The following is an 18,110-nucleotide window of genomic DNA, read 5'->3' on the forward strand; positions in this document are numbered from 1 at the left end:
CACGCCGTACAGTCAGCGGTTGATGGACGCCGTGTGGAAGATCGCGATCGGTGCCGGTGTCGGGCTGATCCTGGTGTGGCTGGCACTGATCGTGGCGTTGCTGCTGGCCGGCCGTCGCTTTGAACGTCCCGGCCTCGGGGAGATGCTGCGGCTGCTGCCGGACCTGCTGCGCCTGCTCAAACGCCTGGCAGGCGACAAGGGTCTGCCCCGTGGGGTACGGGTACGGCTGTGGCTGCTGCTGGTCTACCTCGCCGTACCGATCGATCTGATCCCGGACTTCATTCCGGTCATCGGCTACGCCGACGACGCGATCGTCGTCGCGCTCGTCTTACGATCGGTGGCCCGGCGCGCCGGCGCTCAGGCTCTACATCGGCACTGGCCCGGCAGCCCGGCAGGGCTCGCCGCCGTACTCCGCACGGCCGGCATCCGCGACTGACGACGAGACTCCATCCCGATCATGGTGCGGAACATCAGTGCATCTTGGGACTTGCATCCGGTACCCAGGTACAGGCTTACCGTCGAGGCATGACCACCACCGAAGACGACGTATGGGCGCCCGAGGCGTGCACCTTGCCGACCGTCGAGCGACCGTTGCGGCTGGCCGAGTTCGATGATCTGTTCGCTACCGCGCTGCGCGGCCAGCAGCGGATGTCTGCCACAGTGCTGCGCTGGGACCTCGATCCAGCAGCTGAGGCCACGGCCCGGGACCTGTCCGGCCGGGAGAGCAGGTGCTGCTCGTTCTTCACCTTCACCTTCGATCCCGGCGACGGGGTGCTGCGGCTGGACGTCGAGGTGCCGGCTGCGCACGTTGACGTCCTCGACGCCCTTGCCGGGCGGGCTGCGGCCGGGATCCGGTCGTGAGCGGCCTGCGCAGCAGCCAACTCGCCGAAGCGGCCGGGGTCAACCTGCAGACGCTGCGCTACTACGAACGCCGCGGCCTGCTGGCCGAGCCGGAGCGCAGCCTCGGCGGGCACCGGCTCTACCCGGACGATGCGGTCACCGTGCTGAAGGTGATCAAGGCGGCGCAGCGGCTCGGGTTCACCCTCGACGAGGTCGCCGATCTGCTCGCCGCCGGCGGTCACCGGCACGGCGGCCCGGCCGCCGGCCTGCAGGATCGCGCCCGGATCAAACTCGCCGAGGTGGAGGCGAAGATCGCCGACCTGCAAGTGATCGCCGCAACCTTGAAAGCCGCGGTGGCGGCCGGTTGTGACGACCTGGTGGCCTGCGCCGGTCAGCCGTGCTGCCCGATCCCGTTCGCCGCCATCGCCGTGGGGGTGCCCGATGCTGAGCCGCGCTGACCGTGCTCGCCGGCTGCTGCCGTCCGGGCTGACCGGCCTGGCCGGGATCGCCTGCGCCGCCTGCTGCCTGATCCCGATGCTGTTTGCCGCCGGGATCCTGTCCGGTGCGGGTTGGGCCGTTGCCGGGTCCTGGCTGCCCGGCATCACGATCGCGCTCGCCGCAGCCGCGGGCGGCGCCTGGTGGTGGGCGTCGCGCAGACGGCACCGCGCCGGATGCGCCGGTGGTGGCTGCGCCTGTGGCACGCAGTGACTTCGCCGACGGCGGCCGATGATCACCTACCGGTAGGTTGCCCGGCATGACCGCCGCCCGTTCGCTGCTGCTGTTCGGTCTCGCCGCGTTCGCCGAGATCGGCGGCGCCTGGCTGATCTGGCAGGGCTGGCGCGAGAACCGTGGCCTGTGGTGGATCGCCGTCGGCGTCGTCGCCCTCGGCGCGTACGGCTTCGTCGCCACCCTCCAGCCGGACGCGAACTTCGGCCGGAGCCTGGCCGCCTACGGCGGCATCTTCGTCGCCGGCTCCCTCGCCTGGGGCATAGTCGTCGACACGTTCCGCCCCGACCGGTGGGACATCATCGGAGCCGCGATCTGCCTCATCGGCGTCGCCGTGATCATGTACGCACCACGCGCCGGCCACTGACCCACCTCCGCCACCGTCGGGCATGAGGAGACCGACGTTCGCGAAGACACCGGCAGCACAAGGCCGAAAGGGCCCGGCCCGGGGCCGCCGACTCGCGGCGGGCACCTGTCTCAGGACGGGCCGGACCGCCAGCCCAGGACCCGAGGCAGATGACGCAGCGAGAGCCGGCCCGACGGATCGTGTTCCGCGGTCACGGGTTTCCGCGGCGATCCCGGCCAGACACTCTCGAACCAAACCCTGAGGCACGAGCCGACCGCCGGACGGTTCGGCAATACCCGGCGCGACAGGGCGGAGAAGCCGACCACATCGAGCCGGAACTCGACGTCGTGCGCCGATTCCTGGCCGCGCTGTCCACCGCGATAGGTGAGCACCGCGACGACCTGCGTGCGTGGTGAGGGGCGGCTGCCGGAACCCGGAATATCTCCTATGCAGCTTGGGCGTACGTTGGCGGCGCTGCCCGGATTGCCGTTACAGCGGTTTGGTGCTGTTGCGGTCCAGCATCTCCTGCAGCGTGGCGATCTCGGTCTGCTGGCCGTTCAACATGATCTGCGCGAGCCAGCGCACGTCCTCGTTGTCGCTGAGTTCCAGCACCGGCGCCACCAGCGGCGCCAAGGCCCAGCTATGGGATTGCAGCGGCGCCACCAACCAGCGGTGGAGCCACACCTCCGGCAGCACGATCCGCAACGCCCAGTCGGGGTCTGTGCGCGGAGAGCGGCAATACCCCCAACGGCTCCACCGTCACCCTCCGGACCTGTACCGGGTCCGCGGCACAGAACTGGACCAGACGATGAGAAGAGCACTGGCAATCCTGCTGGCAGTGGGCCTGGACGCTGCTCCGCGCCCCGCCCGCCCGCGCGCTCGACAACGGCGTCCCCCGGACTCCGCCGATCGGTCAGGAGCGCTGGAGGCGGGCATCGGGTACAACGGGGAGTCGAGCAACTCGCGTAGGGCCAGCCGCGTCTCGTCATCGAACTCAAGCGCGCGGCCGGCGGTGGCCGCCGCAACCATCGCGATCAGGTCAGGTTCGGTCATCGGATCCCTCCGTAGACGCGCGGCGTCAGCCGCCGGGTCAGGTCTTCCTCCGCGGCGATCAACGCCTCGAACTCCGTGACCCGCCGCTCCAGGTCAGCGAGGGTCACGCCGAACGCCCACGGCGTCCGTGGCACGTTGTCGTCCAGGCCGGGGCGGAAGTCGTCACAGCCGCGCAGGCGCGCCCCGTCGGTCCGGCGGGCACCGAACCCGGCCGGGCGCTCCCAGCCCTTGCCGGTGTTCTCCGGCATCCACGAGGTGGACCAGGCGGGATGGTCCCGGTCGAACTGCTCGCAGGCGTCCAGGACGCCGTCCGGGTAGGGCAGATTCTCAGCGCGGATCCGCCGGTTCCTCCAGGCGAGCGTGTCCTCGGCGAATTGCTGCTCAGCCACCAGGCACCACCAGACCCGATGTCGTGCCCTTGGCGCTGGCACTCGGACCGTGCGTGCCCCGGCACGTCTTACACAGCGGCTGGACGGCGTCTCGTGGAGGCTCTCCCGGTTTCGGCTCGTACAGGTGCGGCCCGTAGTCGATCTGCTCGACGACAACGTACGGGGCATCGTCCGGACCGCCGCCGGTGCACAAGCAGTAGCGGTGACTCGGGTACGCCACGACCGCGTCCAACACCTTCATGGCCGCAGCGTTGCCGTCGCCTGCTTCCCCGCAATTGGGAGCATGGAAGACGACTCCAGGCGGGTAGTGACGGCGGGTCATCGGTTGGCCCGCCTCACATCTTGGCCCAGCCGAGAAACCGGCCAAAGAGATCCACGGGAAGCGGGGCCATGTTCCCCCTGAAATCGTCGAACGGTGCAGACGTGCAGCACGCCGGTCACAACGGTCGACCTCTCACAGGGGCACTATTTGGCTGCCTCTCGTGGCTGTAGCGAACTGTTGTTGCGCCGCACTTGGGGCACCACCGTGACTTGACCTTGAACGAGAGCAGGCCAGCTAGGTAGCCAATGACGAGGGCTGTCGCAACAGCAATGCCAAGAGCCACGAATGATCACCTCCGGGTTGGCGTTGTTGCGGCGGCAGCCGACTCGAGGGGCCACCTAGAAGCCAGCTGCCGCCGATCTTGCGGCCCAGCTGCCGAGATCCGGGGGGACCGAACGTCAACTGCCGCGCCTGACCCCGATGTTGGGACGCTGTCATCCGTTGGTGCAATGTTCCACGGCAGAAAACACGCGATGAAACCTAGAAGTTTTCAAGATCGAGGGGTAAACCTTCCATCAAGGACGCATAGCTCATTACATGGCCGCCGACACGGGGTCACGGCATGGAAGGGGCACCACGGATGGAGAGTGAGAGCGCCGGATCAACAGTGCCGCGCCGCCAACTGGGCCGCTACTTGCGATCACTACGCGAGGGCGCCCAGCCCAAAAAGATCACCATTGAAGCCGCAGCCGCACACCTTGAGTGCTCCACACAGAAGATCTGGCGAATCGAAAAGGGAGAGTCGCCGGTGCGGGCCGTGGACGTTAAGGCGCTCTGCGAACGGTACGGTGCTACTGCCGAAATGACGGAGGCTCTAATTGGCCTCTCCAGGGAGACGAAAGCCAAGGGATGGTGGGCCTCCTACGGTGATGCGGTCCCGGAATGGTTCGATCTCTACATCGGCCTGGAGGCCGCAGCTAGCCACATCCAAAAATATGAACCGGCGCTCATCCCCGGTTTGCTCCAAGGCGCGGCATACATGGAAGCCGTGTTGCGTGCCGGCCCGAACTTGAGCGAAGCGGAACTAGAGCGCCGCATCAAAATCCGTCAAGAACGACAGGGGCTACTGTCTCGCCACTTCCCAGAGCCCCCGAACCTTGAAGTGATCGTTGCCGAATCGGCGTTGCGCGCCGAACTGGAGACAGCTGGTGCAATGCACCAACAGTTCTGGCACCTCTTGAAAGCGAACGAGTTGGCGCATGTCTCCGTACGGGTGCTGCCAACATCGGCAGGCCCGCACCGGGCGTCCGTCTCGGGAGCTTTCACCATCCTTCAATTTCCAACGGTGAACGGGGAACGAGGTGAGCCCCCCACGGTCTACAGCGAGAGCCTCACCGGCGCCCTCTACCTAGACCGGCCGAGAGAACTAGAGGCGTACAGACAGGCGTGGGCCGCGTTGTCGGCCGTAGCCTTGAACGAGGGAGACTCGGACGACATGATCAAACGGATCATGACGACAGGAGAGATGAGAAGGCCGTGAGTGACCACGACTTGACGGGTGCCACGTGGCACAAGAGCAGCCGCAGCGGCAGCAACGGTGGTGACTGCGTCGAAGTTGCCGACAACCTCCCGGATGTCGTTGCGGTGCGAGACACCAAGAACCGTGACGGAGGAACCCTGACCTTTAGCCGCGAGGGGTGGGCCGCGTTCGTTGCTGGCGTCAAGGATGGCGAGTTCGACCTCTGAGCAGTAGCCAGCACCAGGAGCCCGGCCCACGGCGGTCGGGCTTTTTGGTACCGGCTGCAAGCCGCCGTCGAGATCCATCCGTCGGCGGTGACCCGAACGCCCTTCCGCTCTCCAGCAACGATCAGGAGCACCCGCGCGGGGCGGAACGCCGGAGAGGCTCCCGTCCCGCTTCGTGTGTGACGAAGTGTGGAAGTGATCCAGGGCTATTGCGTAGTGATTTCGGCCCTGGTCACGGCCGGTTTTCTGGTAGTCACGGCGGTGATGAGGTCGTGGGGGCGGTGGCTGGCCTCTCGGGTGGCTTCGGCGATGTTGGTGGCGCCGTTGACGTGGTGGTATCGATGTGCCATTCCGCCCGTGCCCACGTGCCCAGGTCGACGGGCCGGGCCTGGCCGGCGGGCAGCGAGGTCATCAGGTATGCCGTTTCGCGGCTGGTCTTGCCCTTGATCGTGCGGGTGCGGGTGATCCGGACGGCCTGTTGCGCGTGGGGGAATCCCAGCCCGCCCGGGGTTGCAACGGTGAGCGCTTGACCGGGCGGGTCTCCTTACGGCCGTGACCGGGCTCGCGGGTCTGCGCCCCGATCGGGATCCTGCTCCAGGGAAGGCCCTTGACCTGGTCGAACAGTGTCCGCTGGTTGGCCTTGACCGCGACCATCAGATGAGCGCCATCCGCGGCGTGCCCGACCTGGGCATGCAACGCGTCCACCACGACCAGGACGCCTTCCAGCGACCCCACCACGGCCTTGACCAGGCGCAGCAGTGGCGTACATCGGCCGGCGGCCAGGACCAGACCGGCGGTGTCCGGCCGGTCCGCCGACTCCAGCATGATCTACCTCATCGGCGCCGCCGGTGATGTTTCGGATGGAGAGCAGGCCCCGAGGGGCGAACACAGCCTCGACCCGGTCCGGTTCCCCGAGCGAGGAGGCTCGATGCGCATTCCCGGCGATGATGAGATCAGGGCGCTGCACGAGCGCCACGCCCCCACCCGGGAAGCGTTCGAACGAGTATGGACGCACAGCGAGATCGTCTGCCGGATCGCCGAGCAGATCGGCGGCGACGGTCTCGACATGGCGCTCGTCCGGGCCGGGTGCCTGCTGCACGACATCGGCGTGTACCGGCTGAAGCCGGACGACCACTACATACGGCACGGGCTGCTCGGCTACGAACTGCTAGCCGGCGCCGGTCTACCGGAGACACTGCGCCGGTTCTGCGCTCACCACACGGGGGTGGGTATCACCCGCGACGACGTGTCGCGGCAGCGGCTTCCACTGCCGGCCGGCGACTATCTCGCCGAGACCGGCGAGGAGGAACTCGTCATGTACGCGGACAAATTCCACAGCAAGAGCATCCCGCCCCGGTTCGTCAGCGCCGCCACGTTCGCGGTGAACGTCAGCCGGTTCGGCGCGGACAAGGTCGAACGGTTCACGTCCCTCGTCGACCGCTTCGGCGAGCCCGACCTGGATGCGCTCGCCGCCGAGTACGGCCACGCCGTCATCTGAGCGGCCCGGCCCGGCGAGTCCGTCGAGCACCTGTGCAGCGTGCTGGTCGCCATCGGCACCCTGCCCGCCCGCGACGAACAACTGGTGGGGGTCACCGTCGCGGACCTGGACCGCCTTGACCGGATCCGCTCGGAGGTGCCGAGCCTCGCCAACCGCCGCCTGTGGAACGGCCGCACGGTCCCATCCCGGAGTTGACGGCACCCGGCCTCCGGTTTACGCACTGCCTGAGGCCGGGCTGACCGGCACGATCCGCGGCGCCAATTAGGTTGCAGGGCATGGCGAACGGTCCTTTTAACGATCTCCACGGATGAATCCGGGGGATTTCCCTCCGGGGCCAGGCCCTGGATTCCCAGCTCGGACCGCACCTGATCCACCATCCCGGAAGGAGGCGATCAGATGTCTGACGTCGTCGGCACTGGCACGGTCGCGTTCAGCCGTGGCGAGGATCGTCCTCGCGGCGTTGAGGTCACGGTCTGCGGTGTAACCGCAGGCTGTGCACTCGAAGATGCGTACGCCCAGTCCGAGGCGGTGATTGGCTCTCTCGCCGCACGCGGAGCAGGTCATCGTGGTGTAGGCGGGCGGCACCAGCACCACCTTCCGGCCCGCCCGCATGCCACGCTCGACAAGTTCTCGCTTGCACGCGCCGATCGCGGCGTCAGCGGCCTTACGGGCCATCCGCGACTTGGCGAGGAACTTCGGCTTGAAGTCCTCCACAGCGATCAGGCTGTGATGCTCGGTGACGTTCTTCGCCCAGACACGGGCGTCGTAGGTGTTCTGCCGGGCCGCCCTCTTCGCGATCCGGGCGGCTTGCCGTTTCGCGGTCTGGTAGCCCTTCGACGGCGGCTGGCCCTTCGGCCGGCGGCGGCGGGCCATCCTGCGCTGTGCTCTGGCCAGTTCAGCCGCGCACCGTTTGCGGTGGCCGAGGTGCGGCAGGTCGAACCGGGGGTTGGTGGTGGTGGCGGTCGTGGTTACGCCCCAGTCGACGCCGATACCGGGCAGGTCCGCCCCGGGTGTGTCGATCGTGTCCCGACGGATTACGAACGAGGCGTACCAATGCCCGAGGCCGTCGCGGTAGACCCGCACGCTGGACGGGTCGCACGGCAGCTCCCGGGACCACACGACCGGGATCGTGACCCTACCCGGCAGGCGAAGCCGACCGCCCTGGATCGAGAAGCCCCGAGTCGTGTACTCCAAACTCGGCAACGCGTCCTTGAGCCGCTTGACCTTCGGACGGCCCCGCCCCTTCACCGTGAACCAATGGTTCAGGGCCGCCCCGTAGGTGCGCAGCGTCTGCTGCTGGGCGACCTGCGACCCGGCCTGCAGCCAGGCGTTACGGCTCCGAGCCTCGGTCAGCAGCTTGGACAGTTTGCCGAACGTCGGCTTGCGGCGGGTCCTCTGCTGGTGGACGGCTTCGTTCCACAGCCACCGGCAGCGACCCCACTCGCCGAGAAGTGCGGCCTCCGCGATGCGGCCGGGCCGCAGGCGGTAGGTGTAACGCACCGTCTCATCCACATCGGACACCATACCCGCGCAGCCCAACGACCCTGGAGACCGTGAAGAGGTATGTGGAGAACCAGCGCAATGTCTGACCAGACGCCTATCCGCCTTGACGGCGGATCGGCTATCCCTGACCTGCTCCGCAGGAGTCCCGTTTCCTCCCCACGGCTAAAGCCGGGGGTTTCCACGGAAGATTTTCGATGAGACGGTCATGGGTTTCCTCGTCGGGCCGTGGCTGGCCCAGGCCGTACGCTCGGCTGTTGATCTTTCGCTGGCCGAGCATCTGGCGGGACGGCAGCCAGCTGAGGGGGCGGCATGCCCGCCCGGCATCAACCGGGCGGGCATGGGGTCAGATCGGCGGAGCAGCGGTCAGAAGTTGTACCACTGCTGGTTGGTCCGGTAGTGGCAGGTCCGTGCCGCGATGATGTTCGACCCGCCGAACGGCGCGTCCAGGCAGGGCCCGGTGCCGTTGTAGCTGCGATAGGCGTTGCCGGGACCGATGTAGACGATCTGCCACCGCTGACTCGTCGCGCCGCGGCACAGGCTCACGACCAGGTGATCGGAATTGCGGTCGGGCTGTTCCAGGCACATGTTGTCCGACCCGTACCTGGCGACCAGGTAGTAGCTGTTCAGGCTCGGGTTGGCGGGCACGAACAGCCACTCGTGGCTGTAGTCGCACTCACCCAGGACCGGGACGCCGCCGGACGGGTTGTAGTCGGTGCAGTAGTAGTCGTTGTAGGCGCTCTGGAGGTACATGGGGTTGTACGCGGCGTTCGCCGGGGACGCCATGCCTGCCAGCGCCCCGATCAGCGCCATGATCACCAGCGTGATCCCGGCGGCGGCCCGCCGGCGCGGCACCTCTGTGTCGATCACTGTTCTGTTCCCCTTTCATCGGCTGACTGGCCCCCTGTCTAGTGGCGCGGCCGTTGTCTGGCTCCCGCTCGAACCGGCAAGACAAACAACCCTGGACAACGCAGAGACAATTGACGATGGATGTGGCGGTGGTGCGGAGGGAGGCCGGGGGAGATGCCGAGGCCGGAGCGACCCTTGGACGACCTTGCCGGCCCGGCCGCCGATCTCGCTGCTGAGCTGCGGAAACTGCGGGACAGGGCGGGCCGGCCGGGCTATCGGCAGATGGCCGCACGGGTCAACTACTCGGTCGCGACGTTGTCCGCGGCCGCGTCGGGCCGCAGGCTGCCGACCCTGGAGGTGACCCTCGCCTACGTCGCCGCGTGCGATGGCGACCCGGTCGAATGGGAGCGGCGCTGGCGGCAGGCGGAACGCCTCGGCACGACGCCGCCCGGGGATCAGGCGAACGGGAACGCTCCCGTGCCGTACCCCGGGCTCGTGACCTTCCAGGCCGGCGACGCGGAACTCTTCTTCGGGCGCGCCGCCATGGTGGCCGACCTGGTGCGGCGGCTCGGGCAACGGCGATTCCTGACCGTGTTCGGCCCGTCGGGCGCCGGCAAGTCGTCGGTCGTGCGCGCGGGACTGGTCCCCGCCGTCGAAGGGCCCGCGCTGGTGCTGACACCGGGCGCGCATCCGATGGCGGAACTGGCGGTGCACCTGGCACGGGTCGCAGGTGTGCCCGCCGGTGGGCTGCTGGACGAGCTGCGCGAGGATCCGGCGCGTGCCGGCCTCCTCGTACGGCAGAGCCTGTCCGGCGTACCCCCGGAAATTGATCTTCTGATCGTGGTGGATCAATTCGAGGAGGTCTTCGCCGGCGGGGTCGACGCGGGGGAGCGGGCGGATTTCGTGGCCGCGCTGCTGGCGACGTGCCGGGAACCGGGCGGCCGGGCCCGGGTGGTGCTGGTGGTGCGCGCCGACCACTACGCCCGGTTCGCGGAGTACCCGCAGCTGCTGGCCGTGCTCAGCGACGCGCAGGTCCTGATCGGCGGGATGAGCCCGGCCGAGCTGCGGGAGGCGGTGACCCGGCCCGCCGAACGCTGCGGCGCCCGGGTGGAGGGCGCGCTGGTGGCCACCATCGTGGCCGAGGTCAGCGGCTCACCGGGCGCGCTGCCGCTGGCCGCGCACGCGCTGCGCGAGGCCTGGCGCCGGCGTCAAGGCGCGATCGTCACCCTCGCCGGCTACCAGGCCGCCGGTGGCGTGGCCGGGTCGGTCGCTCACACGGCCGAGCAGGCGTACGAGGCGCTGTCCGGCCCCGAACGGCACGCAGCCCGGCAGACCCTGCTGCGGATGGTCGACGTCGGACCGGACGGGCTGGTCACCCGCCGGCGGCTGGGTCGCGCCGAACTGGACACGATCGTGGGGGCGCCCGCGGTGATCGACACGTTCACGGCCGCACGGCTCGTCAGCGCGGACCGCGACACCGTGGAGATCGCGCACGAGGCCCTGATCCAAGCCTGGCCGCGACTGCACGGCTGGGTCGAGGAGAGCCGCGCCGGGCTGCGGCTGCACCGCCTGCTCACCGAGGCAGCCGCCGCATGGGAGTCGCTCGGCCGCGACGAGGGCGCGCTGTACCGTGGCCCACGACTGTCGGCCGCGGCTGAGGCGGCGGACCTGCGGGTCATCGACCTGACCGGCCCGGAACGAGACTTCCTGGAGGCGGGCCGCGCACTTCACGACCGCGAGCAACGGGTACGGCGTAGGCGTACCCGAATTCTGGTCTTCGGTCTCGTCGCGGTCCTCGCGCTGGTGTCGACGGCCGCGGTAGTCGCGGTGGTGTCCGCCCGGCGTGCCGAGGCCCAGCGGATCCGGGCCGTCGCCGGACAACTGGCGGCGGGTGCCCGGGCCGAACGGATGACCGATCCGGAGCTGGCGCTGCTGCTGGCGCGACGGGCCTACCAGGTTCATCCGGATCCCGAGACCGAGTCGGTGCTGCGGCAGGCCACCGCCGACGCGCGCTCGATCCGCACGATGGACGCGCACCGGGCGGAGGTGTCCTCGCTCGCCGTCAGCGGCTCCACCGTGGCCGACGTGGACCTCGACGGCGTGGTCAAGGTGTGGGATCTGGACAGCCCAGCGCCGCCGGTCACCGCCCCCACGTCCGGCGGCGCCGTCGATCTCGGCCCCGACGGGCGGCTGGCGATCGCGAGCTCGGACCCGGGACTTCCGGTGGGCCGCGTGGTGCTGTGGCGGCCGCGGGACCCGGGTCCCCCACGTCTGCTGCGGCCGTTCATACCCGCCGGAGTCAGTGAGGTCGCCTACAGCCCGGACGGCCGCTGGGTCGCCGCGATCAGCGCGAACTCTCACGTCTACCTGTGGAACACCACACGGGACGGGCCGGGGCGGCGCTTTCGTTCCAGCGGCCAGGACACCGATCTCGCCTTCGGGCCGGGTGGGCGACTGGCCGTCGCCTCATTCGACGGCACCGTCCGCGTGTGGGACGTCGACGGCACGGATGCACCTGCCGTGCTTCGCCAGCCGGCGGGCGCCCATCCTGTTGCGGTCGCCGTCAGCCGCGACGGCAACCGGATCGCGGTCGCCGGAACGGAGCAAGTCACGGTCTGGCCGGCGGACGGGCGCGGCGAACCGGAGATCCATCGCGGGCCCGAGCACTCCTACCTCAGTGTGGCGTTCAGCCCCGATGGGCGTCGTGTCGCCGCGGGCACCAGCGAACGTACCGTGCGGATCTGGGGTGACGGCGACACATCGGACGGGCTGGCGATGCGCGGGCATCGCGGGCCTGTACGGCAGGTGGCGTTCAGCGCGGACGGTCGCCGGCTGCTGTCCGGCAGCGACGACACCACCGTGCGCGTCTGGGACACCTCCGGGGCCGCCGACCCCGCACTGATCGCCCTTCCCGCATCGGCCGGCGGCCCGGCAGCGCTCAGCCGTGACGGCGCCTTCACGGTGGCGGGCACGATCTCGGTCTTTCCCACCCGTACGCCCGGCGACGCCACCGAGTTGCGCAACGTCCCAGCGGGCCGGCTGTTCTCCGCCGTCAGCGCGGACGGGCGCAGCGTCGCGTCCGCCAACCTCGACAGCGAGCAGATCCACTGGTGGAGAGACGTCACCGGCGAACCCACGGTTGTCGAATGCACGCGCCGGCCGGGCGAGGTCACCGTCAACGCCGTCGCCTTGAGCGACAACGGACGAGAACTCGCCGTCGACTGTGGCAACGACGAGATCCTGTGGTCTGCCGGCGACGGGCATGCCGCCGTCCGCATCGACGGCCACGGCCCGATCGCCGTCAGCCGGGACCTCATCGCGATCGCGATGGCGAACAGCGTGGTGCTGTGGGAACCGGCCACCGGCGGGCTGGTCCGGACCTTGAAAGGCCAGAACGGACGCGCGGACCAGGTGCGGTTCTCCGCCGAGGGCGACCGGATCGCCGTCGCCGGCGACGACGGCGCGATCCGGATCTGGCCCGTCGCCCAGGACCACGACCCGGTCGTGCTCACCGGCACCGTCGGCAGGACCGTGGCGATGAGCTTCAGCCCCGACGGCAGGCTGATCGCCGCCATCGGCACCGACAACGTCGTACGCCTGTGGCACACCGACGGCAGCGGCGAACCCGTGACCTTCGACCACCCCGCCGAAGCCCGCCAACTCGAATTCAGCGCCGACGGCCGCAGCATCATCACCCTGTACGGCACGACGGTCCGGATCACGCCGTGCGAGGTCTGCGGCCCGGTCGGTGAAGTGGTCGCGCTCGCTGGACAGCGCGTGACCCGGGACTTCACCGCGCGGGAGAGCGCGAAGTACCTTCGCGAACCCGGATAGACCGGTGTCGCGTCCCGGGCGTTCCCGAGTGGGCAGTTGTCCGGAGTTGTTTGTCTGACCGCTCCGAGCAGGGGCCAGACAACCTCCGCGCCGCTAGACACATACCCCGTAAGCCGTACGGTCTATCACTCGGAAACGGGAGAACCATGAACACACTCAAGATCATCGGCGTGGCCGGGCTGGCCGTCATGCTGCTGGGGGCACAACCGGCGGCTGCCGCACCGACCGAGGGCGCAGCACGAGCCCAGGCGGCGACGGCCGAAACGCCGAGGGCTGACGCGACGCGGACGGTGCACGCTGGCACGGCACAGCACGCCCTCGCGGGCTGGCTCGGCAGCTGTTACGTTTCCCGCTACAGCACGTACGCCGGCGGCTGGTGCGACGGGAACGGTCCGGACTGGACATACCAGGGCACGGTCAGATGCGGGAACAACCCCGGGTACATCAATAACGGCCCCACCCGCTGGGCCGGCGACCGCCGAGGCTCGTACTCTTCATGCCCCTCTGGCACGAGCGCGGCCCGGGGAGGCGTCGACGTCTTCTATCAGGGCTCGTACCAGACCAGCTTCCTGGTGTGACGGTGGCGTGACGCGCCGGTCGCTGTTCGGGCGCCTCGCCCACGAAGGTGGGCGAGGCGCCTCTTCGAGGAGGACTACTACGGCATGGCCGTAGCTCTTGACGCTGTGCATGGGGAGGGCCGCGCACACCAGCATGCGGGCGCCGCCAGAACGGGCGACCCGCGCAAGCGGATAGGGGCGGCCTCCCCGCGGGCGAAGGATGCCGGTGCCGCTGGCGGGCTTGTGGGGACGGCCCGGTGGTTACCGACGGGCGCGGGCATGAACCCTGTGTCCAAGTTCCGTGGGTAAGGCCCTCCTCCCTTCGGTTCGCCGTCGGCGGCGCCAGTTGCCGTCATCGAATACCTTCCGTGGAAACCCCCGGCTTTAGCCGTGGGGAGGAAACGGAACCCCTGCGGAGCAGGTCAGGGGTAGCCCATTCGCCGTCAAGGCGAATGGGCGTCTGGTCAGACGTTGCGTTGGTTCTCGACATACTTTTGACCGCTTCCAGGGTGGCTGCGCCGGTCGTGGCGACGAAGTACGAAGTGGTCAACAGGGTCGGCATCCGGGACTCGAGCTGCGGGAACTGCTGTCGAATCAGCCGGGACGATCGGCCCTTGGTACGCTGTCTGATGTGGACGAGACGGTGCGTTACAGCTACCGCCTGCGGCCCGGCCGCATCGCGCAGGCCGCACTTCTCGACGAGTGGGGCCGCTGTCGGTGGCTGTGGAACGAAGCCGTCCACCAGCAGAGAACCGGCCGTAAGGCGACGTTCGGCAAACTGTCCAAGCTGCTGACCGAGGCTCGCAGCCGCAACGCCTGGCTGCGCGCCGGGTCGCAGGTCGCCCAGCAGCAGACGCTGCGCACCTACGGCACCGCCCTGGACCATTCGTTCACGGTGAAAGGCCGGGGCCGTCCGAGGGCCAAGCGGCTCAAAGACGCGCTGCCGAGCTTGGAGTACACGACTCGGGGCTTCTCGATCAAGGATGGCCGACTTCGCCTGCCGGGTAGGGTTACGATCCCGGTCGTCTGGTCCCGGGAACTGCCGTCCGACCCGTCCAGCGTGCGGGTCTACCGTGACAGTCTCGGGCATTGGTACGCCTCGTTCGTGGTCCGTCGGGACACGGTCGGAACACCTGGGGCGGACCTGCCCGGCATCGGTGTCGACTGGGGTGTGAAGGCGACCGCCAACACGACCGATCCGGCGTTCGATCTGCCGCACCTCGGGCATCGCCGACGGTGCGCGGCTGAACTGGCGAAAGCGCAGCGAAGGATGGCCCGCCGCCGCCGGCCGAAGGGCCGGCCGCAGTCGAAGGGCTACCAGCAGGCCAGGAAGCAGGCCGCCCGGGTAGCGAAGAAGGCCGCCCGGCAGAACACCCACGACGCCCGGGTCTGGGCGAAGAACGTCACCGCGCATCACAGTTTGATCGCCGTGGAGGACTTCAAGCCGAAGTTCCTTGCGAAGTCGCGGATGGCCCGTAAGGCCGCTGACGCGGCGATCGGCGCGGCGAAGCGAGAACTTGTCGAGCGTGGCATGCGGGCGGGCCGGAAGGTGGTGCTGGTGCCGCCCGCCTACACCACGATGACCTGCTCCGGGTGCGGCGAGAGAGCCAATCACCGCCTCGGACTGGGCGTACGAGTCTTCGAGTGCACGGCCTGCGGCTACACCGCAGACCGCGACCTTAACGCCGCGAGGACGATCCTCGCCACGGCTGAACGCGACCGTGCCAGTGCCGACGACGTCAGACATCTGATCGCCTCCTTCCGGGAGCGTGGATCAGGTGCGGTCCGAGCTGGGAATCCAGGGCCTGGCCCCGGAGGGAAATCCCCCGGATTCATCCGTGGGGATCGTTAATGCGCGTGCCCATTTGCCGTGGCCTGCGAGCAGACCAGTGGTCTCACGGCGACGGAACGGGCGGCGTACGCACCCGGCCTGGATTTCGAGCGGCCCTGCTCCTGATTCACTCAGAGGATGACTAGTTCCGCGTGTGTTATGTGAATCGTCTCCTCATCGGTGGAGGCATGCCATAAATGCTCTGGGGCGGCATGGGGCCGTGTCCGAACCGATGTCGGAGGACTCCCATGCGACGCCGCGTCTTTCTGCAGTCCGCCGCCCTCGCGGCCGCACTCGGCTCGCTCAGATTCTCCGGCTTCGCGCTCGCGACCGGGAGCGGCCAGGAGGATAAGCTGATCGAGGTGTGGACTGGAGAACATGGCGGCTACCCGCCCTTCGAGCAGGTGAACCCGACCTCGATCAAAGCGGCGCTAGAGAAGGGCATGGAGCTCAATAGAGCCGAGATCGCGAGGATCGCCGGCGCCGCCGAAGGGCCGACCTTCGCCAACACCATCGCCGCGCTCGAAGACAGCGGCCGTGCCCTCGACCGCGCTCAACGTCTTTTCAGCGTTTTCACCTCGGCGATGAACGACAAGGCGATGCAGGATCTGCAGACCGAGATGTCGCCCGTCCTGTCGGCCTTCGGCGACGACATCATTCAGAACGCCCAGCTTTTCGCCCGGATCAAGGCGGTCCATGACGGCCTGGCCACCGCTGGCCTGTCGCCGGAGCAGAAGCGTCTCGTCGAGAGCTACTACCAGGATTTCACCCGGCAGGGCGCGGCACTCGACGACGCCGACCAGGCCGCGCTGAAGGACCTCAATCAGAAGCTTGCCTCGCTCTACACCAGGTTCAGCCAGAACGAGCTGGCCGACGAGGAGAGTTACCGGCTCACCATCGAGACCGAGGCGGATCTCGAGGGCCTTCCCGATTCGCTGCGTGGGGCTGCCGCAGCGGCCGCCGAGGCGCACGGGGTCAAGGGCAAATGGGTCTTCACCAACACGCGTTCCTCGATGGAGCCGTTCCTGACCTACTCCGCCCGGCGCGACCTGCGGGAGAAGGGCTGGCGCATGTGGATCATGCGCGGTGACAACGGCACGGCCACCGACAACAAGGCCGTGATCAGCGAGATCCTTCAGCTCCGGGCCCGGCGGGCCGGTCTGCTCGGCTTCACGACACACGCCCACTGGGTCGTCGAGGACAACATGGCGAAGACGCCGCAGGCCGCCATGGACCTGATGATGAAGCTGTGGGGCCCGGCCCTGCGGCGCGCCCAGGAGGAGATCGCCGACATGCAGGCGATCGCCGACGAGGAGGGCGCCGGCATCACGATCGAGGCCTGGGACCACCGGTTCTATTCGGAGAAGGTACGTAAGGCGAAGTACGACCTCGACCAGAACGAGGTGAAGCACTATCTCCAGCTCGACAAGATCCGTGACGGTATGTTCTGGGCCGCCGAACGCCTCTACGGCCTGCGATTCGCCAGACTCGACGGTCTGCCCGTCTACCACGAGGACATGTCGGTCTACGAGGTGACGCGCGGCGGCGAGCGCGTCGGCCTGTGGTATTTCGACCCCTACACCCGCGCCGGCAAGAGCTCCGGTGCGTGGATGAACGAGTACCGCACCCAGGAGCATTTCAAGACTGGCATCACCCCGATTGTCTCCAACAACTCGAACTTCGTGAAGTCAGGCTCCGGCCCAGTCCTCATCTCCTGGGACGACGCCGTCACCATGTTCCACGAGTTCGGCCACGCACTGCACGGCCTCAGCTCGAACGTCATCTATCCGCGCCTGGCCGGCACCTCGGTCAAGCGCGACTTCGTCGAGTTTCCCAGCCAGATCAACGAGCACTGGCTCCCGACCCCGGAGGTGCTCGAGCGGTTCGCCCTGCACGTCGACACCGGCGAGCCGATGCCCGCCGAGCTGCTCACCAAGATCCAGAAGTCGCTGAAGTTCAACCAGGGCTTCGGTACTGTCGAATTCCTTGCCTCGGCGATCTACGACATGAAGATCCACCTGGCCGCGACGCCGGACGGCACGATCGACCCCGGAGCCTTCGAGAAGACCTGCATGGCCGAGATCGGTCTGCCGAGGGAGATCGTCATGCGTCACCGCCCGACCCATTTTGGGCACATCTTCTCAGGCGACGGATATTCGGCCGGCTACTACGTCTATCTCTGGGCCGATGCGCTGACCGCCGACGTGTGGGAGCTGTTCGAACAGAAGGGCGTCTGGGACCCTGCCACCGCCAAGGCGTTCCTCGACGACATCCTCGCGGTCGGCAACGCCGTGGCACCGGACGAGGCATTCCGCAATTTCCGGGGCCGCGACGTGGACACCGAGGCCCTGATGCGGTTGCGCGGCTTCGCCTGACCCGGGTTCGATCCGGCATGCGAACCACTGGACCGCCAGGCCGGTCCGGTGTTCTCATGCCATCGTCTGCTGATCACTGGGTCTTCGACGACGAGCAGTTCAGCAGTCCATAAGGCGGGAACCCCGGCCGTTCACGGCCGGGAGGAACGCCGTCACCCACCTGGACGGTTCTGGTTTCGCGGTGTGCGCGGACGATGCTGAGGGGTTGGCCGCCGCATGGTCGGTGAGGTGCCACGGGTGTTCGCGGGTGCTCGCGGCGGGCTTGATGCAGTTGTGGATGGTCTGACGTTGTGTGCCCGAACGTCGG

At 68.4% G+C, this 18,110-nt stretch carries 19 protein-coding genes and 1 pseudogene; 13 read left to right on the forward strand and 7 right to left on the reverse strand.

Annotation, left to right across the window (positions count from 1 at the left end; genetic code table 11):
- Positions 1–22 precede the first annotated feature (22 nt).
- From BJ964_RS32310 to BJ964_RS32330, 5 genes are all read left to right on the forward strand, one after another.
- A complete protein-coding gene (locus BJ964_RS32310; RefSeq protein WP_188124204.1) occupies positions 23–436 on the forward strand; it encodes a YkvA family protein in 414 nt (137 codons plus the stop codon).
- Positions 437–525: 89 nt separating this feature from the next.
- Complete coding sequence (locus tag BJ964_RS32315; protein ID WP_188124205.1) at positions 526–861, forward strand: hypothetical protein; 336 nt, start codon at positions 526–528, stop codon at positions 859–861.
- Positions 858–1,298: a MerR family transcriptional regulator gene (locus BJ964_RS32320; RefSeq protein WP_188124206.1), complete on the forward strand. Its 441-nt coding sequence runs from the start codon at positions 858–860 to the stop codon at positions 1,296–1,298. The genes BJ964_RS32315 and BJ964_RS32320 overlap by 4 nt, the downstream gene beginning before the upstream one ends.
- A complete protein-coding gene (locus BJ964_RS32325) occupies positions 1,282–1,548 on the forward strand; it encodes a hypothetical protein (RefSeq protein ID WP_188124207.1) in 267 nt (88 codons plus the stop codon). The genes BJ964_RS32320 and BJ964_RS32325 overlap by 17 nt, the downstream gene beginning before the upstream one ends.
- Before the next feature lie 46 nt (positions 1,549–1,594).
- A complete protein-coding gene (locus BJ964_RS32330; RefSeq protein ID WP_188124208.1) occupies positions 1,595–1,933 on the forward strand; it encodes a YnfA family protein in 339 nt (112 codons plus the stop codon).
- Positions 1,934–2,401: 468 nt separating this feature from the next.
- On the opposite strand, the gene BJ964_RS32335 is transcribed toward BJ964_RS32330, so the two are convergent.
- The 3 genes from BJ964_RS32335 to BJ964_RS32345 form a co-directional block, all read right to left on the reverse strand.
- Entirely contained in the window at positions 2,402–2,617 is a 216-nt protein-coding gene (locus tag BJ964_RS32335) for a hypothetical protein (protein WP_188124209.1), read from the reverse strand.
- Positions 2,618–2,961: 344 nt separating this feature from the next.
- The gene (locus BJ964_RS32340; protein ID WP_188124210.1) at positions 2,962–3,354 is read right to left on the reverse strand and encodes a hypothetical protein; all 393 of its coding nucleotides are present in this window, start codon (positions 3,352–3,354) and stop codon (positions 2,962–2,964) included.
- Positions 3,347–3,595: a hypothetical protein gene (locus BJ964_RS32345; protein WP_188124211.1), complete on the reverse strand. Its 249-nt coding sequence runs from the start codon at positions 3,593–3,595 to the stop codon at positions 3,347–3,349. Before BJ964_RS32345 ends, BJ964_RS32340 begins: the two co-directional genes overlap by 8 nt.
- Positions 3,596–4,256: 661 nt before the next feature.
- Here BJ964_RS32345 and BJ964_RS32350 point away from each other — a divergent pair.
- Positions 4,257–5,156, forward strand: coding sequence for a helix-turn-helix domain-containing protein (locus BJ964_RS32350; RefSeq protein ID WP_188124212.1), 900 nt, complete (start codon positions 4,257–4,259; stop codon positions 5,154–5,156).
- 11 nt (positions 5,157–5,167) lie between these two features.
- Positions 5,168–5,362, forward strand: coding sequence for a DUF397 domain-containing protein (locus BJ964_RS32355; RefSeq protein ID WP_188127300.1), 195 nt, complete (start codon positions 5,168–5,170; stop codon positions 5,360–5,362).
- Positions 5,363–5,770: 408 nt separating this feature from the next.
- Here BJ964_RS32355 and BJ964_RS32360 read toward each other — a convergent pair whose 3' ends face one another.
- Entirely contained in the window at positions 5,771–6,184 is a 414-nt protein-coding gene (locus BJ964_RS32360) for a hypothetical protein (protein ID WP_188124213.1), read from the reverse strand.
- 103 nt (positions 6,185–6,287) lie between these two features.
- Between BJ964_RS32360 and BJ964_RS32365 the strand changes: the two genes are divergently transcribed.
- Together BJ964_RS32365 and BJ964_RS32370 are read left to right on the forward strand one after the other, a co-directional pair.
- A complete protein-coding gene (locus tag BJ964_RS32365) occupies positions 6,288–6,857 on the forward strand; it encodes an HD domain-containing protein (RefSeq protein WP_188124214.1) in 570 nt (189 codons plus the stop codon).
- A 39-nt stretch (positions 6,858–6,896) separates the two neighbouring features.
- Positions 6,897–7,052, forward strand: a complete 156-nt coding sequence (locus BJ964_RS32370) for a hypothetical protein (protein ID WP_188124215.1) — start codon at positions 6,897–6,899, stop codon at positions 7,050–7,052.
- A gap of 96 nt (positions 7,053–7,148) precedes the next feature.
- Here the strand turns inward: BJ964_RS32370 and BJ964_RS32375 are convergent, their stop codons facing one another.
- Together BJ964_RS32375 and BJ964_RS49255 are read right to left on the reverse strand one after the other, a co-directional pair.
- A complete protein-coding gene (locus BJ964_RS32375; protein ID WP_223149646.1) occupies positions 7,149–8,369 on the reverse strand; it encodes an RNA-guided endonuclease InsQ/TnpB family protein in 1,221 nt (406 codons plus the stop codon).
- Between the two features lie 354 nt (positions 8,370–8,723).
- Positions 8,724–9,227, reverse strand: coding sequence for an RICIN domain-containing protein (locus BJ964_RS49255; protein WP_188124217.1), 504 nt, complete (start codon positions 9,225–9,227; stop codon positions 8,724–8,726).
- A 174-nt stretch (positions 9,228–9,401) separates the two neighbouring features.
- Between BJ964_RS49255 and BJ964_RS32385 the strand changes: the two genes are divergently transcribed.
- Positions 9,402–13,040: an nSTAND1 domain-containing NTPase gene (locus tag BJ964_RS32385; protein WP_188124218.1), complete on the forward strand. Its 3,639-nt coding sequence runs from the start codon at positions 9,402–9,404 to the stop codon at positions 13,038–13,040.
- 146 nt (positions 13,041–13,186) lie between these two features.
- Complete coding sequence (locus BJ964_RS32390) at positions 13,187–13,618, forward strand: hypothetical protein (RefSeq protein WP_188124219.1); 432 nt, start codon at positions 13,187–13,189, stop codon at positions 13,616–13,618.
- A gap of 472 nt (positions 13,619–14,090) precedes the next feature.
- On the opposite strand, the pseudogene BJ964_RS48405 reads toward BJ964_RS32390, so the two are convergent.
- Positions 14,091–14,243 (reverse strand): annotated as a pseudogene (locus BJ964_RS48405) (transposase); the annotation flags it as partial.
- Here BJ964_RS48405 and BJ964_RS32395 point away from each other — a divergent pair.
- Positions 14,241–15,449 (forward strand): RNA-guided endonuclease InsQ/TnpB family protein, encoded by a 1,209-nt coding sequence (locus tag BJ964_RS32395; RefSeq protein ID WP_229807483.1) that lies wholly within the window; start codon positions 14,241–14,243, stop codon positions 15,447–15,449. The pseudogene BJ964_RS48405 and the gene BJ964_RS32395 sit on opposite strands and share 3 nt — an antisense overlap.
- 227 nt (positions 15,450–15,676) lie before the next feature.
- Positions 15,677–17,803, forward strand: coding sequence for a M3 family metallopeptidase (locus tag BJ964_RS32400; protein WP_188124220.1), 2,127 nt, complete (start codon positions 15,677–15,679; stop codon positions 17,801–17,803).
- Positions 17,804–18,110: the final 307 nt, after the last annotated feature.

The organism is Actinoplanes lobatus (assembly GCF_014205215.1).
In the GTDB taxonomy this organism is placed as follows: domain Bacteria; phylum Actinomycetota; class Actinomycetes; order Mycobacteriales; family Micromonosporaceae; genus Actinoplanes; species Actinoplanes lobatus.